18 protein-coding genes are annotated in these 24,594 nt (G+C 71.9%); 5 read left to right on the top strand and 13 right to left on the bottom strand.

All coding sequences use genetic code 11. The features are described 5' to 3' along the window. Positions 1-25: 25 nt before the first annotated feature. On the bottom strand, positions 26-718 hold the full coding sequence (locus tag IPL61_04930; GenBank protein MBK9030673.1) for a hypothetical protein: 693 nt from the start codon (positions 716-718) through the stop codon (positions 26-28). Between the two features lie 111 nt (positions 719-829). On the opposite strand from IPL61_04930, the gene IPL61_04925 reads away from it, so the two are divergent. Continuing rightward, positions 830-1,516, top strand: coding sequence for a hypothetical protein (locus IPL61_04925; GenBank protein MBK9030672.1), 687 nt, complete (start codon positions 830-832; stop codon positions 1,514-1,516). A gap of 185 nt (positions 1,517-1,701) precedes the next feature. Here IPL61_04925 and IPL61_04920 read toward each other — a convergent pair whose 3' ends face one another. From IPL61_04920 to IPL61_04890, 7 genes are all read right to left on the bottom strand, one after another. Beyond that, positions 1,702-2,241: a hypothetical protein gene (locus IPL61_04920; protein MBK9030671.1), complete on the bottom strand. Its 540-nt coding sequence runs from the start codon at positions 2,239-2,241 to the stop codon at positions 1,702-1,704. An 11-nt stretch (positions 2,242-2,252) separates the two neighbouring features. Beyond that, complete coding sequence (locus IPL61_04915) at positions 2,253-4,151, bottom strand: hypothetical protein (protein ID MBK9030670.1); 1,899 nt, start codon at positions 4,149-4,151, stop codon at positions 2,253-2,255. After that, positions 4,148-5,590 (bottom strand): RHS repeat protein, encoded by a 1,443-nt coding sequence (locus tag IPL61_04910; GenBank protein ID MBK9030669.1) that lies wholly within the window; start codon positions 5,588-5,590, stop codon positions 4,148-4,150. Before IPL61_04910 ends, IPL61_04915 begins: the two co-directional genes overlap by 4 nt. A gap of 186 nt (positions 5,591-5,776) precedes the next feature. Further along, positions 5,777-6,136, bottom strand: a complete 360-nt coding sequence (locus IPL61_04905; protein MBK9030668.1) for a hypothetical protein — start codon at positions 6,134-6,136, stop codon at positions 5,777-5,779. Between the two features lie 197 nt (positions 6,137-6,333). Continuing rightward, the gene (locus IPL61_04900) at positions 6,334-8,022 is read right to left on the bottom strand and encodes a hypothetical protein (protein MBK9030667.1); all 1,689 of its coding nucleotides are present in this window, start codon (positions 8,020-8,022) and stop codon (positions 6,334-6,336) included. 327 nt (positions 8,023-8,349) lie between these two features. Beyond that, positions 8,350-9,237 (bottom strand): hypothetical protein, encoded by an 888-nt coding sequence (locus IPL61_04895; protein MBK9030666.1) that lies wholly within the window; start codon positions 9,235-9,237, stop codon positions 8,350-8,352. Between the two features lie 2 nt (positions 9,238-9,239). Beyond that, positions 9,240-11,591, bottom strand: a complete 2,352-nt coding sequence (locus tag IPL61_04890) for a hypothetical protein (GenBank protein MBK9030665.1) — start codon at positions 11,589-11,591, stop codon at positions 9,240-9,242. A gap of 221 nt (positions 11,592-11,812) precedes the next feature. On the opposite strand from IPL61_04890, the gene IPL61_04885 reads away from it, so the two are divergent. Further along, a complete protein-coding gene (locus IPL61_04885; protein MBK9030664.1) occupies positions 11,813-13,024 on the top strand; it encodes a two-component sensor histidine kinase in 1,212 nt (403 codons plus the stop codon). Continuing rightward, positions 13,021-14,364 (top strand): sigma-54-dependent Fis family transcriptional regulator, encoded by a 1,344-nt coding sequence (locus tag IPL61_04880; protein MBK9030663.1) that lies wholly within the window; start codon positions 13,021-13,023, stop codon positions 14,362-14,364. The genes IPL61_04885 and IPL61_04880 overlap by 4 nt, the downstream gene beginning before the upstream one ends. Before the next feature lie 94 nt (positions 14,365-14,458). Here the strand turns inward: IPL61_04880 and IPL61_04875 are convergent, their stop codons facing one another. The 4 genes from IPL61_04875 to IPL61_04860 all read right to left on the bottom strand — a co-directional run bounded on the left by IPL61_04875 (position 14,459) and on the right by IPL61_04860 (position 18,651). Beyond that, positions 14,459-15,085: a hypothetical protein gene (locus IPL61_04875; protein ID MBK9030662.1), complete on the bottom strand. Its 627-nt coding sequence runs from the start codon at positions 15,083-15,085 to the stop codon at positions 14,459-14,461. A gap of 37 nt (positions 15,086-15,122) precedes the next feature. After that, the gene (locus IPL61_04870; GenBank protein MBK9030661.1) at positions 15,123-15,824 is read right to left on the bottom strand and encodes a hypothetical protein; all 702 of its coding nucleotides are present in this window, start codon (positions 15,822-15,824) and stop codon (positions 15,123-15,125) included. 308 nt (positions 15,825-16,132) lie between these two features. After that, positions 16,133-18,328, bottom strand: coding sequence for a sensor domain-containing diguanylate cyclase (locus IPL61_04865; protein ID MBK9030660.1), 2,196 nt, complete (start codon positions 18,326-18,328; stop codon positions 16,133-16,135). Next, positions 18,325-18,651 (bottom strand): septum formation initiator family protein, encoded by a 327-nt coding sequence (locus tag IPL61_04860; protein MBK9030659.1) that lies wholly within the window; start codon positions 18,649-18,651, stop codon positions 18,325-18,327. The genes IPL61_04865 and IPL61_04860 overlap by 4 nt, the downstream gene beginning before the upstream one ends. Positions 18,652-18,776: 125 nt before the next feature. Between IPL61_04860 and IPL61_04855 the strand changes: the two genes are divergently transcribed. Next, entirely contained in the window at positions 18,777-21,146 is a 2,370-nt protein-coding gene (locus IPL61_04855) for a hypothetical protein (GenBank protein ID MBK9030658.1), read from the top strand. An 87-nt stretch (positions 21,147-21,233) separates the two neighbouring features. Then, entirely contained in the window at positions 21,234-22,400 is a 1,167-nt protein-coding gene (locus tag IPL61_04850) for a hypothetical protein (GenBank protein ID MBK9030657.1), read from the top strand. 193 nt (positions 22,401-22,593) lie between these two features. Here IPL61_04850 and IPL61_04845 read toward each other — a convergent pair whose 3' ends face one another. Then, positions 22,594-24,588 carry a hypothetical protein gene (locus IPL61_04845; protein MBK9030656.1) on the bottom strand — a complete coding sequence of 665 codons (1,995 nt, stop codon included), beginning with the start codon at positions 24,586-24,588 and terminating at the stop codon, positions 22,594-22,596. Positions 24,589-24,594: the final 6 nt, after the last annotated feature.

Here is a 24,594-nt window from a genome sequence, read left to right as displayed (position 1 = left end):
CAGCGGGAGTGGCCGATCCCGCCAGCTACCGGCGGCGGCGGCGGACCGCGACCAGGCCGAGGAGGGCCAGCGCGGCGCCGGCGTCGGCGCCACCACCGGCCGCGCACCCGTCGCCATCGGGCGTTGGGTCGTGGGCGCTGCCGCCGCCGTCGCACACGAGGCCGGCGTCGCCATCGGCGCCGCTGTCGACGCCGCCGTCAGCGTCGCAGGTGAACGCGCCGCCGGTGCAGGCGCCGCCGAGCGGGTCGGCGCACATCTCGTAGCTGAACGACCGCCGGGGCGGGCAGCTGTCCGGCGCGCCGATCGTGATCGTGGCCCAGGGCTGATCGCCGGGCGTGCCGAGGCCGACGACGTCGCCGGCCTGGAACGGCGTCCCGGGGGTGTACCCGACCACGCTCACCGCCCGCGCGTCGCGGATCCAGGTCCAGCAGGTCGGGTCGACGCTCGAGCACACCGACCGGTCGCGCGTGACCTCGAAGCCGTCGCCGTCAGCGAACGGGAACCCGGTGACCTCGACGCCGTTGCGGAACACCGCCAGCGGGCGGGGCACGTTCGCGCCGACGTAGAACTCGACCGGGCAGTTGACCGGGACCATGGCCGTCGGCCCGTCGGCCGCCGCCGTGGTGATGCCGTCGCTGCCGCAGGGTTGGTTGGCGCGGGCGACGCCGACGGTGCCGACGAGCCCGGCCGTGACCACGCCGATCCACCAGGTCCGCATGCGCTCCATGGTGTCGACCGGGGCGCCCTACCACAAGCGCGGCGCAGCGATCTGTCCACGCCGGCGTGACGGCCGCCACCCGCCGCGACATCGATGTCCTATGATGATCCCATGCGATCAATCCCGCGTGTGGCCACGGTCGTGGCCTTGCTGCTCGGCGTCGCCGGGTGCTCGAAGAAGGACAACAAGGACAAGCCCGAGACCCAGGCGGCCAAGCCGGCGCCGGTCGCGCCGGTCGACAAGCCGAGCGCACCGACGGAGCCGGCCGAGCCGACGTGCACCGAGACCAACGCCGTCACCGTGACGTTCGGCACCGACGTCGCCGACGCGCCGCCGGAGTTCACGCTGAAGAACACGATCTCCTTCGCGGTCATCGACCGCCCGGAGAACGACCAGCGCGGGCGCAGCGTCAGCATCGCCTACGGCAACTACGATCTGCGCGACACGCTGTCGCCCTCGAGCACGGTCCCGTACAACCGCCCCGAGCAGCCGGGCGAGGTCGCGGTCGTGGTCGAGTTCCACACCGACCAGACGACGTCGACCTTCGAGCAGGAGCTCGACGCCTACCACAAGAGCCCGCTCGTGCCCGGGACCTACGCCGGCGGCTTCGGCGCCAAGACCAAGTTCTTCGAGGTCGGCGTGCAGGCCAAGGCCGGCGGCGCCATCCTCACCGACGGCACGGCCACGATCACCGCGTCGACGCCGACCCGGGTGTGCGGCACGTTCGAGGCCCACAACGACGGCGGCACCAAGGCGTCCGGCAGCTTCAACGTCGCGGTCAAGGACCGGGACAAGTAGCGGTCAGGGGCAGGGCAGGCCGCGCCGGGCGGGCTCGCCACCGGCGCACCGCGCGCGCCGGCGTCGCGCGGGCCGCGGTCTGCGCGCCGCGATCCACGCGGCCGCGACGCTGCCGCTGCCGCCGGGGCCGCGCCGCGGCGGTGACGGCACCAACCCGTCCACGGAGTGGACCACGCTCGGTCGCGTCACGGCCGGGCGTCGTCGTCGACGCCGGCGTCACGCGCGGCCTCGGTGCGCTGCCGGCGGATCTCGGTTGGCAGCCAGAGGTCGTTCTCGACGGTTCGGCGCTCGAGCTTGAAGCCGACACAGACGAACGCTCGCGCCGTCTCGACGTATCTCAACGGGAACATGTCCTCGATGCGGGCATGCTCGATATCCACATCGGCCAGCTCGATCCGTGTCGCGCACATGAGCTTCACCAGCACGCGGATGTCACCGTCGATGTTCGCGATCCAAGCGGCGTACTTCTCCTCATCGAGCGCGACCAGTCGCGTGCGCGCCCGGAGCAGTTCGTGAATCGCCCCGGCCAGGTGCATCCGCGTGTCTTCGAGGGGGAGGGTCGCGTAGTACTCCGGATAGATCGGGTCACCTGGCACTGGCAGCGGCGGCACCGGCGCCAACTGCGCGCGAGGTCGCGGCGGCTGGCGCTCACGATCGCTGGGTCGCTGTTCGGACGCCTCTCCCTGGCAGCCTCCGAGGCTGATGAGGCTCACCAGCACGAGCATCGACGCCGCGGTCAGTCGCACAGGCCACACCGCTTCACCGCGTTCTTGATGTACGCCTCGTCTGGTTGCTGGTAGTTCTGTGGTTCCGTGTCGCCCGTGAACGACGAATTGGGATACTCGGAATCTACCGCGCCAGCTGCGCGCTCGGAGCGTGTGACCCTTCGCGAGTCGACCATTGCGGCGCCAGCGAGGAAGACCTCGGCCCACTCGGGGCGCTGCGGAGCATGCAGGTCGTGCGCGTCCAGGCTCAATAGCGCTGGATGTAGCGCTTCGTGCGCGAGGTTGCCAGCGAGGCACATCAGCGAAATATCGCTTCCAAGGAATGTCACCTTCTGACGCAGCAAACCCTGCATCCTCTTGTTTCCGGCCACGGCGCCCGCATCGGTGAACGCCGCGCCGTGGCCGGGAAGCGTGCCATTCACGAACTTGTAGCTCAGGGGGCCGTAGGTGGCGGTTTTCGTTTCTCGGTTCTCGCAGGCGTACCTCCCAACGGAGAGTGAGTACAGCCACCGCGCTCGCAGGGCTGTGCCACCAAGAGGGCCGCAAGCACCGTCGGTGCAGCTCGCGATGGCGGTGATCGCCTGACGCAGCGCAGCCCGCACCATCTGGGCCATCGCTGGATCGCAGCCCTGGTCGACGAAGAAGGTCCGCTCTGGTCCGTAGAACGGATGGTCGTCGGTGTCCCAGTAGGTCATCGCCGCGCCGCCCGACGGATCGGCGAAGTGGAGCGGGTTGTTGCGGGCGTAGGCGTAGCCCTCGGGCACGATGCGCGCGACGGGGTCGGCGGGGTCGGGTGCGAGGAAGATGCCGAGGTCGGCGTCGTAGGCGCGGGCGCCGTTGGCCGCGAGCGGGCCCCGCCCCGTGGCGGCGGTGTCGGCGAGGACGAGCTGGCCGGGCAGCGCGAACGGCATCCACAGGAAGCGCGTGGCGGTCGACCGAGGCGACGCCGGCAGCGTCGTGGTCCGCCTCATAAAGCGAGTCGCCCTTGGTGGTGACAACGTGCGTGATGAGGCCACGCCGATCGTGCAGGAAGCCGAGGCGGTCTGCCGTCGGCCCGTCGCCGAGGTCGCGACGGCGCGTCGCAGCGATCGGCAGGTCGCCGGAGGTAGTGATACTCCCAGTCGAGCTCCGTGCCATCCGTGATGACCTGCGCAGCGACGAGGCGGCCGCCGTCGTCGTACAGGAGGTCCGCCGTCTCCGCGGGCCCGGCGATCGACATCAGCTCGCCGCCGATGCCGTACGTGAGCGTGACCGTGCCTGCGGGAGGTGGTCGTCGTGTGGAGGTGGCCATCGGGCGAGTACGCGTAGTCGCGACGGGACGCCACAGGCTGGGACGCGAGGTAGTCGGCGGTGCGGCGACCGAGGCCGTCGTAGGTGATGACGAGCGTGTCGTTGCCGCGTTGCACCGACTGGGCCCGGTTGGTCCACGGCGTGTACGCGGCGCTCTCGGCGGCAGTCGCCGCATGGTACGGCGTCCGGGTGAACATCGTCGCCCGGTGAGCTGGCGGCGCGCTGGTTGATGCGCCGTCATGGTACGTGAAGCGGCCGAGTACTGCGGGATTGGACGTCGCGCACGCACCGGAGGTCTCCGGGTCGCCCGCGACCTCGCAGGTCATGCGCGCCAAGCGATCATATTCGTACCGTCGCCCGTGCGCCGGTGCGCCGGCGTCGGTGACCGTCATCAGCATGCCGGCATCATTGTACTTGAACACCTGATCCTGCCACGCCGCCACGCCGAGCGCGAGCCAGGCGTGTCGCCGGAGCATCCCCTGCTGGTCGTACTCCCGGCTCAACTGAGCGTACGGGGTCGTGGCATCGTCGACGAGCGTGTAGCCGAGCGGCGCACCTGAGACCGAGTAGGTGACATTGGTTGCGATCGGCGTCCTGTCCGTTGCGGCGACATCCGTCACGCCCCGGTGGCCGAGGTGTACCGCGTGCCCTGATCGGTCCCGATGATGGCGTACCTCAGCAGCCGACCACCCGGCGACCAAGCATAGTCGAGGCCGCTCTCACCGTCGTAGCTCGGCCTGCGTAGCGACGTCCGGGTGCCCATGAGCCGCCCGGTCGGGCCGTACTGGTACCAACGGACCTGCGCCACGGCTTCTCCACCCTGACAGTACAGGTCGCGGCGGGCAACCGCGAGGCGCCCCAGCGGCCGTTCGCAGCGGAACGAGGGGTCGGGGTGGTACTCGTAGCTACAGTCATCGTAGACGTAGGTCTCGTTGGCCAGCGGCGTGCCGTCGGGGGCGGTGCCGCAGGTGCTGCCGGCGCTGGCGTCGACGTCACGTTCGACCGCGAGCACGCGCCCGAGACTGTCATAGCTGGTGCGGGTGGTCTGCTCGTCGGGTGTGCCGACCCCGACCCGTTCGAAGATGCGGCGGCCAGCGCCGTCGTGCTCCCAACGGGTCGTGCCGGCGTCGGGAGTGGTGGCTTCGACGAGTCGATCGAAGTCGTCGTAGCGGAAGCTGCTCAGCTGCGCGATCGCGGTGTCCTGGCCGTGGGTCACCTGCGTCGGCGTACCGTCCCACGCCGAGTCGTAGAGCAGGCGGGTGACGGCAGCTGTGCCATCGCCCTTGAGACGACGCAACGCGGTCGGGCGAGCGAGTTCGTCCGCCTCCACGCTGGACCTCCAGGCGCCGTCAGAGGGCCAGCCCGGCGCGGTGATCTGCGACATCAGCGCGTCGGTGTAGGTGGTGACGAATTCGCCCGAGACGTTGGCGCCGGGTACCCCGACCAGCCTGCGGCCGTCGTCGTAGCGGAACCCGTCGAGGAGCTGCACCACCTCGCCATCGCGACGTTGCTCGATGCGCTGCGTGCGGCCGGGATCGCCGGGCGCATGCTCGATGATGATGACGTCCCCGTGGTCGAGGTCGATGGGAAGGACGCCGCACACACTCAGGTCGCTTCGCTTGGTGATCATGCGCGCGGCGCGTGCGTCGATCTGGTAGGTAAGGCAGACGCCGTCGGCGTCCACCTGGCTGCGCACGCTGCCGTCCGGGTTGAGCTCGATCGTCGACACGACCGGCGAGCCTGTGGCGTCCTCGGTCGCTGTCCAGGATAGGCCGTCGGGCGTGGCGAGGCGCGTCTCGACCCCGTCCGGCCCCACAATGCGATGAGGTATGCCGCGGAGGTCGTATTCCAGGTACTCAGTCGTGAACGTGGTGTGCACCCACTCTGTGCCGCTGAAGCGTCGAGAATACCTGACGTGTCCGAGGTCGGGGCCGGCGCCGTGGTACTCGGTCTCGACCACGTCGTAGGCCTCGTTGTTGTCGAGAGGGCCATCGATGCGCACCAAGCGGCCGATGGCATCGTAGTCGTACCGGGTGGCCTCGGCGCGGGGCCAGGTCACGCCAGCTCGGTCCTGGGTCCAGCGCGTCCGGCAGCTTCAACGTCGCGGTCAAGGACCGGGACAAGTAGCGGTCAGGGTCAGGGCAGGCGTGTCGGTCGTCGCGATCGATCTTGCCCCGCCGCCGCGCCCGGCGCGAGCCAGGCGCGCGCGCCAACCTCGCATCCCCTGCTCGTCGGACTCCCGGCCCTACGGCGCCGCGGTGCCTGGTCCGCCGTCGGGTGATCTGTGCGCGGTCGCTGTCCAGGCCCGCCCGCGCTGGATCGTACCGTCGACGATCAGCGCGTCGCACCGAAGCGCTTGCGCTGTCTCGACGTACGCCAGCGGGAACAGGTCGGCGATCGGCGTGTTGGCGAGGTCGATGTTGTTGTCGCCGAGTGTGTTGGGGCACCAGAGCGCCATAAGTGTCCGGATGTCCTGATCGTACTCGCGGGTCCATCGCGCGTACTTCTGAGAGTCGAGCCGCTCGAGTCGGGTGCGTACGCGAAGTAGCTCATGGACTATCTGTGCGTAGTGCTCAAAGACTCGTTGCGTGGGCTCGAGCGCCATGTACTCGCCGTATCGTGGGTCGCTTGGTAGCGGAGCCATCGTAGGCCCTGCGGAGAGCGGCGCTCTGGTCCCCGCGGCCATACTGGCATCCATCGTCCCGCGTCGTTGCGGCGGTGTCGGCCAGATTTCACGGTCTCGGCAGCCGATGCAGCCGACGAAAGCGGCAATGACGGCGGCGGACGGGCCGTGCTCGCGAATTAGCGACATCGATTGATGCAATTCTTGATGGCGTCAACGACATAGCCCTCATCTGCGTTGCGCTCGTATTCTAGCTTCTTGCCTGTCGCGTCGCGTGGGTTTGGGAACATGCTATTCGGGAACCTATTGCTAACAAAGGATGTGGCTCCATCCGTTCTGGTGTTTGTGGCGATGTTTGCGAGAAACGCAAGGGATGGAATTGGTGCCGCCTGGAAGAGCTCGTCGGCGCGCAGGCTTGCGAGTGCGGGATGCAGCGCCTCATGGGCGACGAGTTTCGCGAGGCAGGTTGGGCCCGCCCCGAAAAGGGTGACTTTGTTTCGTAGCAAGCCGCGCGGGTCCTTTTCTGGTTCTGGGCCACTCATCGTCAACGCCCAGCCATGGTTGCTAATTCTCCCGTCCGAGTCGATGATGAAGCGCTTGCCTCGAACGACGGCCTCGCCGCCGTTCGCTCCATTCGTCATGGCAGCGCACGCATAGCTACCGACAGAGAGCGAGAAGAGCCAGCGTGCGCGTAGTGCGCCGCTCAATGGCCCGCAAACTCCATTCGTGCACTTCTCGATTTCTTCGATGGCCACCCTGATCGCCGCTTGGACGTCGGCTCGCTGGTCTGGGGTGCAAGATGCTTGGCCGGATTCGAAGAAGAAGCTGCGGCCAGGCCCGTAGAACGGATGGTCGTCGGTGTCCCAGTAGGTCATCGCCGCGCCGCCCGACGGATCGGCGAAGTGGAGCGGGTTGTTGCGGGCGTAGGCGTAGCCCTCGGGCCCGATGCGCGCGACGGGGTCGGCGGGGTCGGGTGCGAGGAAGATGCCGAGGTCGGCGTCGTAGGCGCGGGCGCCGTTGGCCGCGAGCGGGCCCCGCCCCGTGGCGGCGGTGTCGGCGAGGACGAGCTGGCCGGGCAGCGCGAACGGCATCCACAGGAAGCGCGCGTGGCGGTCGACCGAGGCGACGCCGGCAGCGTCGTGGTCCGCCTCATAAAGCGAGTCGCCCTTGGTGGTGACAACGTGCGTGATGAGGCCACGCCGATCGTGCAGGAAGCCGAGGCGGTCTGCCGTCGGCCCGTCGCCGAGGTCGCGACGGCGCGTCGCAGCGATCGGCAGGTCGCCGAGGTAGTGATACTCCCAGTCGAGCTCCGTGCCATCCGTGATGACCTGCGCAGCGACGAGGCGGCCGCCGTCGTCGTACAGGAGGTCCGCCGTCTCCGCGGGCCCGGCGATCGACATCAGCTCGCCGCCGATGCCGTACGTGAGCGTGACCGTGCCTGCGGAGGTGGTCGTCGTGTGGAGGTGGCCATCGGGCGAGTACGCGTAGTCGCGACGGGACGCCACAGGCTGGGACGCGAGGTAGTCGGCGGTGCGGCGACCGAGGCCGTCGTAGGTGATGACGAGCGTGTCGTTGCCGCGTTGCACCGACTGGGCCCGGTTGGTCCACGGCGTGTACGCGGCGCTCTCGGCGGCAGTCGCCGCATGGTACGGCGTCCGGGTGAACATCGTCGCCCGGTGAGCTGGCGGCGCGCTGGTTGATGCGCCGTCATGGTACGTGAAGCGGCCGAGTACTGCGGGATTGGACGTCGCGCACGCACCGGAGGTCTCCGGGTCGCCCGCGACCTCGCAGGTCATGCGCGCCAAGCGATCATATTCGTACCGTCGCCCGTGCGCCGGTGCGCCGGCGTCGGTGACCGTCATCAGCATGCCGGCATCATTGTACTTGAACACCTGATCCTGCCACGCCGCCACGCCGAGCGCGCGAGCCAGGCGTGTCGCCGGAGCATCCCCTGCTGGTCGTACTCCCGGCTCAACTGAGCGTACGGGGTCGTGGCATCGTCGACGAGCGTGTAGCCGAGCGGCGCACCTGAGACCGAGTAGGTGACATTGGTTGCGATCGGCGTCCTGTCCGTTGCGGCGACATCCGTCACGCCCCCGGTGGCCGAGTAGCTGTACCGCGTGCCCTGATCGGTCCCGATGATGGCGTACCTCAGCAGCCGACCACCCGGCGACCAAGCATAGTCGAGGCCGCTCTCACCGTCGTAGCTCGTGCCTGTGCGTAGCGACGTCCGGGTGCCCATGAGCCGCCCGGTCGGGCCGTACTGGTACCAACGGACCTGCGCCACGGCTTCTCCACCCTGACAGTACAGGTCGCGGCGGGCAACCGCGAGGCGCCCCAGCGGCCGTTCGCAGCGGAACGAGGGGTCGGGGGTGGTACTCGTAGCTACAGTCATCGTAGACGTAGGTCTCGTTGGCCAGCGGCGTGCCGTCGGGGGCGGTGCCGCAGGTGCTGCCGGCGCTGGCGTCGACGTCACGTTCGACCGCGAGCACGCGCCCGAGACTGTCATAGCTGGTGCGGGTGGTCTGCTCGTCGGGTGTGCCGACCCCGACCCGTTCGAAGATGCGGCGGCCAGCGCCGTCGTGCTCCCAACGGGTCGTGCCGGCGTCGGGAGTGGTGGCTTCGACGAGTCGATCGAAGTCGTCGTAGCGGAAGCTGCTCAGCTGCGCGATCGCGGTGTCCTGGCCGTGGGTCACCTGCGTCGGCGTACCGTCCCACGCCGAGTCGTAGAGCAGGCGGGTGACGGCAGCTGTGCCATCGCCCTTGAGACGACGCAACGCGGTCGGGCGAGCGAGTTCGTCCGCCTCCACGCTGGACCTCCAGGCGCCGTCAGCGGGCCAGCCCGGCGCGGTGATCTGCGACATCAGCGCGTCGGTGTAGGTGGTGACGAATTCGCCCGAGACGTTGGCGCCGGGTACCCCGACCAGCCTGCGGCCGTCGTCGTAGCGGAACCCGTCGAGGAGCTGCACCACCTCGCCATCGCGACGTTGCTCGATGCGCTGCGTGCGGCCGGGATCGCCGGGCGCATGCTCGATGATGATGACGTCCCCGTGGTCGAGGTCGATGGGAAGGACGCCGCACACACTCAGGTCGCTTCGCTTGGTGATCTGCGCGCGGCGCGTGCGTCGATCTGGTAGGTAAGGCACACGCCGTCGGCGTCCACCTGGCTGCGCACGCTGCCGTCCGGGTTGAGCTCGATCGTCGACACGACCGGCGAGCCTGTGGCGTCCTCGGTCGCTGTCCAGGATAGGCCGTCGGGCGTGGCGAGGCGCGTCTCGACCCCGTCCGGCCCCACAATGCGATGAGGTATGCCGCGGAGGTCGTATTCCAGGTACTCAGTCGTGAACGTGGTGTGCACCCACTCTGTGCCGCTGAAGCGTCGAGAATACCTGACGTGTCCGAGGTCGGGGCCGGCGCCGTGGTACTCGGTCTCGACCACGTCGTAGGCCTCGTTGTTGTCGAGAGGGCCATCGATGCGCACCAAGCGGCCGATGGCATCGTAGTCGTACCGGGTGGCCTCGGCGCGGGGCCAGGTCACGCCAGCTCGGTCCTGGGTCCAGCCCCAGCGTTGATGCAATGACCGCAGGCCGTGCTCGTCGTACCAGTCGGTCGACGAGCGGGTGCCGCCGGCGACAAGGGCGCTCGGCAGCGTGACGTCGTGGATCTCGGCGCCGCCAGGGCCGACGCTCCAGGACGGCTCGAGTACTTGTACGAGATCTCCTGTCGCCGTGTTTCCGCACTGGCCCTGCTCGTCGAGCGCCTCGGTGTCGTCGTCATTGCGGACGAGGCATCTGATGGTGCCGTCGTCGTTGAAGCGGTACGATGTGATGATGCCGCGGGCGTAGGTCGCGATCGGCGTGTCGCCGTCGTAGATGTATGATTCGTTCTCGTCGGGCAGGCCGCCGCGATCGACGTTCCAGACGCTGCCGTCGATCAGATCTCGAATGTTGACGACATAGCAGGTCCCGTCAGGGTCGGCGGCCGTCGTCTGGCATGCCTGGCCGTCAGGGCAGGTGCCGCTGGGACACGCCTCCTTGGGCTGCAGCAGGTCGAGTTGGCGTGTCGCTGCCCCGTCTACGTACTGGTACGCCCAGTGGGTAGTTGGGCCCCAGCTCTCGACCGCGCGCGGGGTGCCGTCCCCAAGGACTTCGAAGGCGTGGCCCTCGATCACGCGCTCGTGTGGTTGTGGCGGCGTGCCGGGGAGTGGTGACGCGCCGTCGGCAGACGCCGGGGCGATGATTTCGGTGAGCAGGGCCTCACAGTGTGCGCAGGGCGTGGGGTAGTCGTCCAGGTAGTTGAAGCGAAGGTAGTCGGTCGGCGTGGCGACCTCATCGAGCCGGTGTGAGGTTCCATAGCTGAACTGTGCGATCGTCGTGGCAGTAGTGCCGAGCATCGTTTGATACGTCACGTGATCGAGCCGCCAGATCCAGCTGGCGCCCGTGGTCGCCTGGTACGTGAAGGTCAGGCGCCGGCCCAGCGAGTCGATGACCGTCGTGATTCGCGAGTCGGTCGCAGAGACCCGCGCGATGTCGAGTCTGAAACCTGTGGCAGAACGGCCCACGAGCAAGCCGCGGCGCGGCCCGCTCGGATGAGTCGAGGCGTCATTGAATTCCCACGTCTGCTTCACGGTGCCGCGCTCGCGCGACTCGATCACCCAGCGCGGCGACTGGGTGGCGCCACGATCGGTCAGGTGGTATCGGCCGCCGTCGCTGTCCCCGGCGTCGGCGGGGTCGAACGAGACCGTACGGTCGAGCGACATCCACACCGATGATTCGCCCGGCTCCGTTGGCACGATCAGCCGGTCAGAGAAGGAGTCGCTCCAGCCGTGCCCGAGGAAGTGCTGGTCCTTGAAGAAGTCGGCCGTGGCGCCCGCGGGGCGACGTCCGAGCCGCGACTGGTACTGGATCGCGTAGTTGAGCCCCAGCGCACCATTGCCAGGGACCGCCGCGAGCACGTGGACTTGGGACTCAACGCTGCCGTCCTCGTAGCGGACGGGGTTGCCGTCGCGATTTCGACCTGCACAGCCTTCCTCGTCGTCGCCGCATTGATCGTCAGCCCGAGTCGCGCCAGGCTCATCGATGCCGTCGCAGGTCTCGCCGACTTCATCGCACTCCGGGCACGGGACCTGGGTGGCGACGCATTCACCCTGCGACGGCGGCGGGCTTATGCTCCATGGGTAATGGCAACTGTTGGCGATCACGTTGTCGTAGAGCAGCCGGCCGGTGCAGCAGTAGCTGTAGACATGATAGGTGTAGAAGCTCTGGAGGTCGTTGCAGATGGGGTTCTTGCCGTGGTTGACCCACTCGCTCGAGAGGTAGCCACAGAAGTGGTCTGCGCGCGCGGCGTGCGCCGTGGCGACGAGCCAGATTGGGACCAGTGCCAGCCGTGCCAGGCGTGCCAGCCAGGTTCGGAGTGGATACGAGCGCTTGGAATTCATGGGGCCTCGGGTGTGCGAGCGGCTTGCGTTGGCCCATCCAGGGGCCTTCGCTGCGGTCTATCGGCCGGTAGGCGCTTCGGTTGCGTGTGCTGGACGATTTCGTTCGCTGGCAGGTCGACGCCGACAGGCATTGAGGGCCCGCCTGCGTGCGTCGCGGGCGGCCGGCGATCGCCTTGTGCCGCGGCCGGCGCGGCGGCGGGCGAGCCGCTATGCTGGCGGCGGTGTCGCCGCTGTCGTTTCGATCCTGGGCTCCGCGCGGGCCGCTGGTGCTGGCGGTCGTCGTCAGCGTGCTGCTCTTGGGCGCGGTGCTGCTGATCCGGCGCTCGGTCGAGCGCGGGCGCGACGCGGCGATCCGCGGCGTGGCCGCGGGCCTGGTCATCGCCGGGCGCGAGCAGCTGCGCCAGCCCGATCGCCTCGACGCCGCTGAGCTGGCGGCGTTCCTCGACGAGCAGCGCGGCGACGGCCTGCGCTACGTCGCGGTGATCGACGCGCGCGGCGCGATCGCGGCCGAGGCCGGCGTCGCCCGCGGCCGCCAGGTCGTGCCGGGGCTCCACCGCGCGGGCGAGCGCCTGCGCCTGGTCCAGCCCCAGGGCGGGCGCCGGGCGCGGCCGGCGCGGGTCACGGCGATCGTCTACGAGTTCGAGCCGCTCGTCGCCGACCAGCTCGCCGGCGACACCCGCTGGCTGGTCGCGGCCGCGGCCGGCGCGATCATCGTGGTGCTCGCGCTGGGCGTCCTGGTCGACCGCGGCCAGCGCGCGCGCGCGCGCATGGTGCTCGAGCTCGAGCGCGGCAAGCGCCTGGCGGCGCTGGGCGAGATGTCGGCGGTGCTGGCCCACGAGCTGCGCAACCCGCTGGCCTCGCTCAAGGGCCACGCCCAGCTGCTCGAGGAGGCGCTGGCCGGCGCGCCGGCCCACGCCAAGGCGGCGCGGGTCGTCGGCGAGGCCGTGCGCATCGAGGCGCTGACCAACGATCTGCTCGAGTTCGTCCGCACCGGCGCGCTGCACCGCGCCGCCGTCGCGCCCGCCGAGCTCGCGCGCGAGGTCGTCGACGAGGCCGGGGCCGGGCGCGTCGACCTCTTCGCCGAGGCCGCGCCCGCGACCTGGTCGCTCGATCCCGCGCGGCTGCGCCAGGCGCTGGTCAACGTGATCCGCAACGCGGTCCAGGCCAGCCCCGAGGGCGCGCGCGTCGACGTCACGATCGCGCGCGAGCGCGATCAGCTGATCATCGCGATCCGCGATCGCGGCGCCGGCATCCCGCCGGGCGAGGAGGCCGCGGTGTTCGAGCCGTTCCACACCCGGCGCGCGCGCGGGGTCGGCCTGGGCCTGGCCATCGCCCGCCGCGTGGTCGAGCTGCACGGCGGCACGATCACCGCGGGCTCGCACGCCGACGGCGGCGCGGTGTTCCGCCTGGTCCTGCCCCGAGGTGATCGATGAGCCGGATCCTGGTGGTCGACGACGACGACGGCGTGCGCGAGTTCGTCGCCGAGACCCTCGAGCTGGCCGGCCACGCCGTGACCCAGGCCGGCGACGCCGACGCCGCGGCCGGCGAGCTGGCGCGCCACGGCTTCGACCTGGTGATCACCGACCTGCGCATGCCCGGCCGCGACGGCCTGTCGCTGCTGACCCAGATCAAGGCCGAGCAGCCCGACGTCGAGGTGATCGTCCTGACCGCCCACGGCAGCGTCGAGACCGCGGTCGAGGCGATGCGCGCCGGCGCGTTCGAGTTCCTGCAGAAGCCGGTCGGCAGCCCGGCGCAGCTGCGGCTGGTCGCGGGCCGCGCGCTCGAGCGGCGCGCGCTCCTGGCGGCCAAGGCCCGCGCCGAGCCGGCGGCCGCGGCGGCCCCGGCGCTGACCTGGGGCGCGCCGGCGATGGCGCCGGTGGTCGAGGCCCTGCGCAAGGTCGCGCCGACCCAGGCCACGGTGCTGCTCCTGGGCGAGAGCGGCACCGGCAAGGAGGTCGCGGCGCGCGCGATCCACGACGCCAGCGATCGCGCCGCCGGGCCGTTCGTCGCGGTCAACTGCGCGGCGCTGACCGAGACCCTGCTCGAGAGCGAGCTGTTCGGGCACGAGAAGGGCGCGTTCACCGGCGCGGTCAGCCAGCGCCGCGGCCGCATCGAGCTGGCCCAGGGCGGCACGTTCTTCCTCGACGAGGTCGGCGAGCTCCGCGCCGACCTGCAGGCCAAGCTCTTGCGCGTGCTGCAGGAGCGCCGGTTCGAGCGCCTCGGCGGCGCGCGCACGATCGAGGCCGACGCCCGGTGGGTGGCCGCGACCAACCGCGACCTGCGCGCGATGATCGCCGCCGGGACGTTCCGCGAGGATCTCTACCACCGGCTGGCGGTGTTCCCGATCAAGCTGCCGGCGCTGCGCGAGCGCACCGCGGACATCGCGCCGCTGGCCGAGGTGCTCCTGCGCCGCATCGGCGACGAGCTGGGGCGGCCGGGCATGACGCTGTCGACCGCGGCCCAGGCCCGGCTGGTGGCGGCGCCGTGGCCCGGCAACGTGCGCGAGCTGCGCAACGTCCTCGAGCGCGCGGTCATCCTGGCCGACGGCCGCGTCATCGACGACGCGCACCTGTGGCTCGAGCCCGCGGCCCCGGCCGCGGCGGGCGCGTCGGTCGGATCGGGCGCGCTGCCGACCCTGGCCCTCGAGGAGCTGGAGCGCATGGCGATCGATCAGGCCCTCGCCGAGACCGGCGGCAACCGCAAGGACGCCGCCGCGCGCCTCGGCATCGGGCTGCGGACGCTGTACGAGAAGCTCAAGCGCTACGGCATGTGAGCGCGGCGCGCGCGCCATCACCCGACGACGGCGAGCCGCCAGCACCTCGGGGGCGCTGGCGGCTCGGGCGGTTCATCGATGGACCGCGGTGGCGCTACCGGCCGGGCTTGGCGCCGGGCTTGCCGTCGGGCCCGTGGCCGCCGCGGTGCCAGGCGCGCTGGCCGGCCTTGCCGTCGGGGCCGGGCTTGCCGTCGACGGTCCTGGTCATCCAGCCGCGGACGCCGCCGGCGCGGGTGCGGGCCTTGGCCGACATGCGGGCGGCGACCTCGGCCTTGGTGATGCGCCCGTCCTGGTTGACGTCGAGGCGGGCGAACCGCGCCGACGTGTCGGCCGGGAGCTCGCGGAGGGTCAGCACGCCGTCGTGGTTGGCGTCGAACCGGTCGAACATCCGGTTGCCGCGCTCGAGGCCGCGCTGGGCCCGCTGGGCCGGGGTGAGCGCCGCGCGGTCGCCGCGGTCGGCCTTGCGGTCACCGCGCTCGGCCTTGCGCTCGCCGCGGTCGGCCTTGCGGTCACCGCGCTCGGCCGTGCGGTCGCTGCGGTCGGTCTTCCGGTCACCGCGCTCGGCGGTGCGGTCGCTGCGGTCGGCCTTGCGGTCACCGCGCTCGGCGGTGCGGTCGCTGCGGTCGGCCTTGCGGTCGGTCTTGTCGGGGGGCGCGGCCGCGGCGATCGCGGGCACGAGCAGGAGGGCGAGGAGGATCGAGGAGGTCCGGAGGGTGGTCATGGCGTGTTCCTTTGGTCGATGAGGGTGGGGATGGGGATCAGCGGGCCGACAGGACGAGGCGCGCGGGCTGGGTGCCGCGGGCCGCCGGGCGCTTCGCGCCGTACTCGATCTGGACGCGGGTGACGGTGCGGGCGTCGCCGGGCAGGGTGATCAGCTTGCTGTCGCCGGCGCGGAGCAGCTGGTTGACGGGGATCCTGACGCTGCGCTTGTTGGCGAAGGTGACGATGATCTGCTTCACGCTGGCGGCGCCGCGGGTGACCTCGAGGCGCAGGTCGTCGATGGCGTGGGCGCGGGGCAGCTTGATCACGTCGTCGCGGCCGGTGGCGGTGATCGAGGCGAGCGGCGACCACGCGCGCTCGGCTCGGTAGGCCACCTTCGACGGGGTCGGGGTGGCGGGGCCGCGGTGGTCGATCTCCATCGGGCGCATGGTCATGACCGGCGGGGCGGCCGGGACCGCCGGGCCGCGGTGGTCGATCGTCATCGGGCGCGCCGGCGCGACGGGCGGGGGCTGGACCGGCTTGGCGAGCGCGGTGGTAGCGGAGAGGGTGAGGGCGGCGAGGAGGGTCAGCGAGAAGGTCTTCATGGTGGGCTCCAGGTTCCGGGGTTCGGAATGGCTCATTGCAGCGCGCGGGCCAACTCTGCTTATTCTCGTCAACCATTTGTAATTAAATCGGAATATCCTGTCGATGCGCCACGCCCACGCCGCTAGCGAGGCTGTCGCGGAGCGCGGCTTCCGCACGCGTCGATGCGGAATCCGCACGCGGCTGCGATCCGATCGCCGCGATCCGATCGGCTGACACTCGTCGCGTGAGCTGCGATCGGCTGACACCCGGTCGCCGCTCGGGGCCTCCGATCCGGAGGGGACCGGATCCTGGGGCCTATCCACTCGGGATCAATACGTAATTTTGGCAGACCGCGTCAGGCTCTGTGACGCGGCGAGTCAGGAGTTCTGGAATCCGGCGGGGACCCGTGGTCCTATCCACCCGGGATCGCTATGGAATTTCGGAAGACGACCGCGACGGCACGTCGGCGCCGGCGGCGTCCGCCTCAGGACGCCTTCTTCGAGCGCGAGGCGGCGAACTGGGCGTAGGTGACGACCTGGTTCCGGCCCGAGTGCTTGGCGTGGTAGAGCGCGTGGTCGGAGCGCTCGATCAGCACCGCGCGCTCGCGGCTGTCCTCGGGGAACGACGCGACGCCGACCGACATCGTGACCGACAGCGGGCCCTTCTCGGTGTCGACGACGATCTTGGCGACCTCGAGGCGGATGCGGTCGGCGACCGCGCGCGCTTGCTCGGCGCTGGTGCCGTCGAGCACGACCGCGAACTCCTCGCCGCCGTAGCGGGCGACGATGTCGATCTTGCGGGCGACCTCGGCCAGCACCCGCGCCACGCGCCGCAGCACCTCGTCGCCGACCGGGTGGCCGTAGCCGTCGTTGACCTTCTTGAAGAAGTCGACGTCGCACAGCAGCAGCGACGCGGCGTGGCCGTGGCGGGCGCCGCGGTCGAGCAGCTGCGCGAACCGATCCTGGAACGTGCGGTGGTTGGTCAGCCCGGTCAGGCCGTCGGTCGTGGCCATCGTCTCCATGCGCTTGTAGAGCAGGCCGTTCTGGAGCGACACCGCGACCTGGGTCGCGATCACCGACAGCATCTCGCGCACGTCGGCGCCGAACCGCTTCTCGGCCCGGCACGCCAGCATGAGCGTGCCGATCGCGACGTCGGCGGCGACCAGCGGCAGGACCAGCAGCGAGCGCGCGGCGTCGAGCTTGATCTTGCGGGTGTAGATCGGCGCGGTCACCTCGCGCGGCTCGCCGCCGGCCGGCAGGTAGTGGCGGTTCTTGACCACCATCGCCGCGAGCCCGGCGTTGTCCTTCCACTCGAGCTCGGCCAGGGCCGTGACGTCGAGGATCGGCTCGACCCCGGACCGGGTCCGCACCGCCGCGACCCGGTGGCGGGCGCGCTCGCGATCGTAGAGCGTGATCACCGCGCCGTCGTACTCGACGATCGCCGCGGCCGCGTCGAACGCGGTGTCCATGACCTGCTCGGGCGTGAGCGCGCGGCCGAGCATGGCCGCGGCCTGGAAGAACCGCTCGTGCTCGTACTTGGCGCGCTCGACCGCGCGGAACACCTGCTCGGCCGAGATCGCGCGGACGATCTGCTGGGCGGCGTCGACCATCAGCTCGGCGGCGCCGTCGTCGAACCGGCCCAGCCGGTCGGCGCACAGCACGCCGCGCAGGTGCGAGCCCTCGAGCACCGGCACCGCGACCACCGCCGCGCCGTCGGCCGCCGCGGCGTCGTCGTAGTAGGGCAGCTGGCCGCGCTTGGCGCTGACCACGACCGGGGCCCGGTCGCGCACGACCGCGCCGAGCAGGCCCGCGGCCGCGAGGTGATCGCTCGCGACCAGATCGTCGCGATCCGAGACCACGTCCTTGAGCTTGAGGCGGTCGCCGTCGCCGCACCACGCCAGCACGACCGAGCGCGCGCCGAGCGAGCGCTTGACCGTGGCCAGGATCCACGCGGTGGCGTCGTCGACCAGCGACACGCCCCCGGTCGCGAGCAGGCGCTCCTCGTCGTCGCGGGCCCGGGCGGCGCGGCTGGCCGGGCCCAGGGCCGCGGAGATCAGCCGGTAGTCGCGGGCGCGCTCGTGCATCGCGTGGACCTCGCGCGCCAGGCGCAGGGCCCGCCGGCGGCGGTGGCTGGCGACCAGGCCGCGCAGGAACAGGGCGTGGGCGCACGCGGCCGCGACCACGAACACGACGTGCAGCACCGCCGGCGCCATCAGCCGGCGCGGATCGTCGGCGCGCGCGATCCAGGTGGCCTCGATCACCACCGGCGCGAGCAGCGTGATCGTCGCGCCCGGCGCCGACAGGAGCGTCAGGCCGAACGCGACCACGCCGTAGACCAGCGGGTGGACCGGCGACGCGACGCCGCCGGTGACCGCGATGATCGCGCCGACGCCGGCGCTGATCGCCAGCGCCAGCTCGACGTCGACCAGGGTCGGCGCCGCCGACAGCCACCACGACACCCGCTGGGCCCGGGCGCTGGGCGGCTGGAACTGCAGGCGCCGGGTGATCGCCGCCGCGAGCAGCACGATCACGCCGGCCAGCACCAGCGTGTCGCGCGGGCCCGGGGTCTGCTCGTGGACGTCGAGCGGCCCGAGCACCAGCGCCACCGCGGCGCACGCGAGCGCGCCCAGGGCCGGGCCCCAGCTCACCATCGTCGCGCGCTTGAGCGTCCGCATCCTCATCGCGCGCCTCCGGTCGGGCGCTCGAGGCGGATCACGATCTCACCCGGGAACACCATGTCGAGATCGTCGCGGGCCCGGGCCTCGATCGCGTCGGGGTCGGTGCGCAGCGCCCGCACCTCGGCCGCGAGCGCGAGGTTGCCGGCGCGCAGCGTCGCGGCCTCGTCGCGCGCCACCTCGAGCTGCTGGCGCATGCGCGTGGCGCGGCCGTCGACGCCGCCGGCCGGGATGTACGCGATCGCGCCGGCCACGACCAGGGCCAGCGCGCCGCGGACGGTCCAGCGGCGCAGCGCCGCGGGCACGTGCATGTCGGCCTTGATCTTCATCGCCATCCGCAGTCACCGAGATTACGGACGCCCCGCGCTCGGGCAACTTTTCGCCGCGCCTCGTCGGGGCGGCAAGTGTGCGGATGTGTTCCTGTTCGTGCGAGGCCGGTGGTACGGTCCGCGCGATGCGCGCTGGCCTAGTCCTGGGGATCTGCACCGCCATCGGTCTCGCCGCGTGCGGCGGCGACGATGGCCCCACCACCGAGCTGGCCTGCGGCGACGGCGTCAGCGGCACGCTCACCGCCGGCGGGGTGCTCCGGGTCGAGGGCAAGGGCGCCAAGGACCTGGCGGGCGCCGCGGTCGCCGCCCAGGCCGCGACCACGGTGCCGGCCGCGGCGGTCACGATCGCCTGCGCCGACGACATCGTCCCGGCCGGCTTCGTCGCGCTCGGGCCCGCGGTCACGTTCGGCCCAGGCGGCGCCGCGTCCGATCGCCCGTTCGAGCTGACCCTGCCGTACAAGGCCGCGCGCCTGCCGACCGGCGGCCTGCGCCGGCACGTGCGCGTGGTCGCGAAGCGCCACGTCGGCGACGGCACGCCGTTCTTCGCGCCGGTGACCGGCCGCGCGATCGACGACGCCGATCCCTACGCCGCCCGCTTCACGTTCCGCGCGCCCGAGCTGGTCACCTACCAGGTGGTCGCGCCGGTCGACGCCGGCGCCAGCGAGACCCGGCGCTTCACCTACCGCGCGATCGTCGGCATCTCGATGGGCGGCAACGCGTCGATGTCGATCGGCCTGCGCCACCGCGACCGCTTCGACTTCATCGGCGACCTCGGCGGCGAGCCTGGGCCGGCGATGACCTACTCGCTGGGGATGTTCCGCGACTTCCTGTTCGGCGGGTTCTGCACCGCGGCGCCCGACGACGGCGGCGACGTCGGCGCGCTGTGCCTCGACGACCAGCGCCCGGCCGCGGCCGACCAGTTCGAGATCAAGAGCGACTTCGAGCACATGACCTACCAGGACGGCGACGGCGTCGGCCTGACCCTGCGCCGCAACCTGTACATGAAGGCGTCGCGCGACCTGTCGCGCGCGCTCGGCAACCCGGCGCTCTACAACCCCGACCCCGCGGCCCACGGCTACGCGCCGTTCGGCGTCGACGCCGCCTACCTGGCCCGGACCGCGGCCGATCGCTGCGCCAACCCGATCACGCTCACCAGCTACTACGACCGCGAGTTCAACCCCGACGGCAGCCTGCCGGTGATCACGTTCTGCGACGGCGGCGACGCGCCGACCCTGGGGCTGGGCGTGTTCGATCCGGCCCAGCCGCAGCTGAACCCCGCCGAGGTGCTGCTGGCGGTCGACGTCAACGGCAACGGCCGCCGCGATCCCGGCGAGCCGGTCATCACCGATCCGTTCGAGCCGTTCGCGGACGTCGGCGTCGACGGCGTGCCGTCGTCGGCCGAGCCCGGCTACGACCCGGTCACCAACCCCGACCCGGCCGGCGACGACTACCACGCGCTGCGCAACCCGCGCGGGACCGAGGGCGATCGCGATCGCCAGGTCGGCGAGCCGTTCGAGGACGTCGGCCTCGACGGCGTGGCCGCGACCTGCCAGTGGAGCGCGGCGACGCCGGCCTGCCACGACGTCGGCGAGGGCGACGGCCAGTGGACCCAGTCGCCCAACGTCGTGCGCTGGCTGTCCGGCGATCTCGAGCGCAACCTGGCCGCGCTCGACGACGCCGAGCGGCGCCGCGTCGGCATCTGGATGGACGCCGGCATCCGCGACTTCTTGAACGCCGGCGTCTCGGCCAACGCCGGCATGGGCGCGCTGATGGCGCGGTTCGGCCTGGCCGGCGGCGTCTACGACGGCTTCGGCGACCTGCTCGGCGGCCCCGACACCAACTACGACTTCACCCAGGTGCCGTGGGTCGACCTGCCCGACAACGTGTTCGTGCGCTACGGCGACCCCGACGCCAGCGCCGCGGCGATCCAGCAGGGCGACGGCCGCCACGTCGGCACGCCGGTCCAGGTCATCAACCGCGTGTCGTCGGTGTTCGCCTGGCTCGACAAGCGCCTGCCCGACGGCGACCGCGACGACGAGGGCATGCCCGGCGAGATCCGCATGGGCCAGTCGTTCACGCCGCCGACCACCGGCCGCGACACGCCCTACGCGATCTTCCTGCCGCCCGGCTACAACAACCCGGCCAACACCGCCCGGCGCTACCCGGTCGTGTACTTCCTGCACGGCTACGGCCAGGAGCCCGACGACCTGGTGGCGCTGTCGGCCGTGTTCGAGAGCTACATGATCGCCAACGACCTGCCGGCCGAGCAGCGGTTCCAGAAGTTCATCATCGTCTACGTCGACGGCCGCTGCCGGCCCAACGTCGACGGCGTCCCGGTGCCCGCCGGCGGCGACGGCTGCGAGGGCGGCACGTTCTACATGGACGCCCCGGCCGGCGGCCTGGCGCGCATGGAGACCAACCTGCTCGAGCTGATGGACTACGTCGACGCCAACTTCCGGACCAAGGCCGCGGCCGACGTCGCGGTCGTGAAATAGATCGGGCTCCTCACGCAACCGCGGCGGCGACCGGCCGATAGCGGGGGGGCACGCGAATGGACGCGTGCTCGTGTGAGGAGAACCCCGATGCGTCTCGCGCTGCTCGTCCCAGTCCTGTTCGCCGCCACCGCCACCACCGCGACCACCGCGTGCACCCAGCTCGCCGCCGACGATGACGACGGCGGCGGCTCGACCTGCTCGGCCGGGCGGGTGATCGCCGGCAACCCGCGGTCGCGGGCCGACAACGATCCGACGCTGTGGAACCCGAGCGGGCACCCGGCCAAGGCCGACCCGCCGATGCGCTTCGGCAACATCGCCCAGCGCGGCCGCCAGCTGGTCGTCTCGACCGCCCGCTCGATCTGGCGGCTCGACCTCGACGCCGCGGCGCCGACGTTCGTGCGGGTCGCCGGCGACGAGGCCGCGCCGGCCAGCTACCAGCCGAGCGGCCCCTGCGCCGGCGCGCGCTTCTTCGCCAACGAGGGCCTGGCCTGGCTGCCCGACGGTCGGCTGGTCACCGGCGACGACTGGGCCAACGGCGTCGTCGAGCTGTCCGATCCGCTCGCGGCCGGGTGCGCGGCCCACGCGATCGCCGGGACCTCGACCGCGCTCACGACCGAGGTGACGCCGGGCTCGGTGTACCGGCCCGCCGACGTCGACGGCCCCGGCGCCAGCGCTCGGTTCGCCGCGCCCAACGACGCGATCAGCGACGACGCCGGCAACGTCTACCTGTGGGATCGCGGCAACCGCAAGATCAAGCGCATCGCCAACGACGCGGCCCGCACCGTCTCGACCGTGTTCACGCTGGGCGACGAGCTCATGGGCGTCAACGCGCTGGCGTTCGCCCACGGCGCGCTCTACGCCGGCGGCATCAACTTCGACGGCACGCGCGTGATCAAGATCGATCCGGCGACCGGCGCCAGCATGCCGTACGTCAACGACGCCGACATCGCCGGGCCCGGCGCGTCGCTGCCGATCGCGATGGTCGGCGCCGGCGACGACCTGATCGTCTACGCCTCGGGCGGGTTCTTGTACCGGGTCGCGCCCGACGGCTCGGCGACCCACATCGCCGGCTACGGCGGCCGCAACACCAACCTCGACGAGGCGGCCTACGCCGGGGACATCCCGGCGATGGACGTGCCGCTGCACTTCCTCGACGGGTTCGTCGGCGGCGGCAACCTGATCTGGGACGACGGCCACCTGCTCGTGCCGTCGTTCGACGAGGGCTGGGGCCTGTGGGACTTCACGTGCCAGTGACCGCCGGCGCCGGCGCGGCGACCTGGCCCAGGGCGCGCCGGGGCTGACCCGCGGCGCTGCGCCGGTCGCGCGATCGCTGCGGCCGGTGCTCGCCGGCTCCGCCCGGTCCCGGCTCGGCCGCGCCTCGACCGCGCGTCCGCCGGCGTCGATCGGGATCGCCCCGGACGAGCCTGGGGCTCGCTTGGCGCCGCGGTCAGGGCGTGACCACCGCCAGCGAGCGCGGCCCGCGGGTCCAGACCCGGCCGAACTCGTCGAGCGTGACGTCGAGGATCTGGTTCTCGACCATGCCGCGGCGCACGTCGAGGCGGCGCACCTTCTTGCCGTCGAAGATCGCGAGGCCGCGCTCGGTCGCCAGCCACAGCCGGCCGTCGCCGCCCAGCACCAGGTCGTTGGTCGCGAACCGCAGCTCGGGCGGGAACCGCCAGCGCTCGCCGTCGAAGGTGCCGACCCCGTCGGCGGTGGCCACGAACACCAGGCCGCCCGAGGTCACGGCCACCGCGTTGAGCAGCTCCGACTCGAGCTGCGAGCTCTCGTTCCAGATGGTCACGCGCTCGCCCTGCATGCGGACCGCGCCCTGCTGGCTGGCCATCCACACCTCGGCCTCGCGCAGGAACGCGACGTCGACCACCGACGTCGGCACCGGCAGGATGCCGAGCTTGCGATCGGCGGGGTCGCCGGACATGTGGTGGTACGCGACCGCGCCGGTGTCGAGATCGACCGTCGCGATGCCCCACGGCCGCAGATCGCCGTCGTCGCGGTAGCGCAGCCCGACCCAGAGCAGCCCGTCGGGCGCGAACTTGGCGAAGCTGACCTCGGGGCCAGTGCCCGGGGTCTCGAGGTGGATGTTGATCGGCGTCCAGGTCTCGCCCTCGATCTGGCTCAGGTCGATGGCCTTGCCGTCGGGCGCCCGGTGGAAGCCGTAGAGCGTGCCGTCGCGGCTGCGGGCCATGCCGAGCACGACCTCGTCGACCGGCCCGGCCGGGATGAAGACGCCGCCGTGCCAGCGCCACGCCCGCGGCGCGCCGGTGGCGATCCAGCAGTCGTCCTTGGCCTGGCACAGCACCGTCAGCGAGCCGGCGCGGTCGAGCATCGCGGCGCGCCGGTACCACGCGGTCGGGCGCGCGCTGTCGAGCGGCTGGCGGGCCACGCCCAGCTCGTCGGTGCCGATCAGCACGTCGGCGCCGCTGGCGGCGAGCGTCCGCGCGCCGGCCGGCAGCGCGGCCGGCAGGCGGTCGATGTGGAAGCTGGGGTCGTCGTTGCCGGCCACCGACAGCAGGCGCACGCCGTCGCGGCGCAGCGGGCCCGTCGTCGACGGCGGCCCCGCGGCGAGGGCGTAGAGCCCGTCGGTCGCGACCACCACCAGGCGCTCACCGACGGCGGCGCCCGCGAGCCAGCGGGTCGAGGGCGACAGCTTGAACGAGCGCCACGAGGCGGCGCGCCCGATCGCGACGCGCTGGTGGCCGCTGGCGTCCTCGCCGACGACGAGCACGTTCGCGCCGGGGGCGGGCGCGATCCAGCGCACGATGGTCACGTCGCAGCCCTGGTGCGGGCCGAACGTGAACGTCCTGCCGCTCGGGTCGCGGCCGATCAGCCCGCGGTCGGTGCCGACCCACAGCCAGCCGTCGTGGCCGAGGTGGAGCGCGGTGATCGGGTCGACGATCGGGGTCGACGCCCAGCCGCCCTTGCGCGACGCGTAGAACAGCCCGCGGGGGTGGCCGATCCACACGCCGTCGTCGCTCGCGGCCGCCGCGACCACGGTCGGCGGAGGCTTCGGCTCGACCGGCGGCACGGTCGGCTCGCTCACGGGCGCGGCCTCGATCGCCAGCCCCAGGTCGGCCGCGAGCGGGCTCGGCGGCAGGGTCTCGAAGGTGTCGCTCTTGCCGTCGTAGTAGCCGAGGCCGCCGTTGGTCACGACCCAGACCCGGTCGCGGCGGACGTCGCCGGCGAGCGCCAGCACCTGCGGGCCGGGCAGGCCGTGGGTGGCCGACATCTCGAGCACGCTGCCGTCGGGCCGCCAGCGCTCGAGCGTCGCGCCCTTGACGATGAAGACGTCGCCCCCGAGCGCCACGACCTCGGACGCCGGCGCGGTCTCGGTGAAGGCGCGCAGGCGGACCTTGGCGCGCGGCGCCGTCGGCGCCTGCAGCGGGGGTGGGTCGCCGCAGCCGATGACGGCGCCGGCCACGATCATCGGTGC

The organism is Myxococcales bacterium, assembly GCA_016717005.1.
Lineage (GTDB): Bacteria > Myxococcota_A > Polyangia > Haliangiales > Haliangiaceae > UBA2376.
Note: the sequence above shows the minus strand (reverse complement) of the source record. Positions and strands in the feature narration are given on the sequence as shown.

Bases quoted from the DNA above. Each gene is read 5' to 3' on its own strand.
- IPL61_04855 (MBK9030658.1), top strand. From the start codon at position 18,777: ATGCGCGCTGGCCTAGTCCTGGGGATCTGCACCGCCATCGGTCTCGCC.
- IPL61_04865 (MBK9030660.1), bottom strand. From the start codon at position 18,328: ATGAGGATGCGGACGCTCAAGCGCGCGACGATGGTGAGCTGGGGCCCG.
- IPL61_04920 (MBK9030671.1), bottom strand. From the start codon at position 2,241: ATGCTCGTGCTGGTGAGCCTCATCAGCCTCGGAGGCTGCCAGGGAGAG.
- IPL61_04880 (MBK9030663.1), top strand. From the start codon at position 13,021: ATGAGCCGGATCCTGGTGGTCGACGACGACGACGGCGTGCGCGAGTTC.
- IPL61_04905 (MBK9030668.1), bottom strand. From the start codon at position 6,136: ATGGCGCTCGAGCCCACGCAACGAGTCTTTGAGCACTACGCACAGATA.
- IPL61_04850 (MBK9030657.1), top strand. From the start codon at position 21,234: ATGCGTCTCGCGCTGCTCGTCCCAGTCCTGTTCGCCGCCACCGCCACC.
- IPL61_04860 (MBK9030659.1), bottom strand. From the start codon at position 18,651: ATGAAGATCAAGGCCGACATGCACGTGCCCGCGGCGCTGCGCCGCTGG.
- IPL61_04890 (MBK9030665.1), bottom strand. From the start codon at position 11,591: ATGAATTCCAAGCGCTCGTATCCACTCCGAACCTGGCTGGCACGCCTG.
- IPL61_04845 (MBK9030656.1), bottom strand. From the start codon at position 24,588: ATGATCGTGGCCGGCGCCGTCATCGGCTGCGGCGACCCACCCCCGCTG.
- IPL61_04930 (MBK9030673.1), bottom strand. From the start codon at position 718: ATGCGGACCTGGTGGATCGGCGTGGTCACGGCCGGGCTCGTCGGCACC.
- IPL61_04925 (MBK9030672.1), top strand. From the start codon at position 830: ATGCGATCAATCCCGCGTGTGGCCACGGTCGTGGCCTTGCTGCTCGGC.
- IPL61_04900 (MBK9030667.1), bottom strand. From the start codon at position 8,022: ATGCTGATGACGGTCACCGACGCCGGCGCACCGGCGCACGGGCGACGG.
- IPL61_04875 (MBK9030662.1), bottom strand. From the start codon at position 15,085: ATGACCACCCTCCGGACCTCCTCGATCCTCCTCGCCCTCCTGCTCGTG.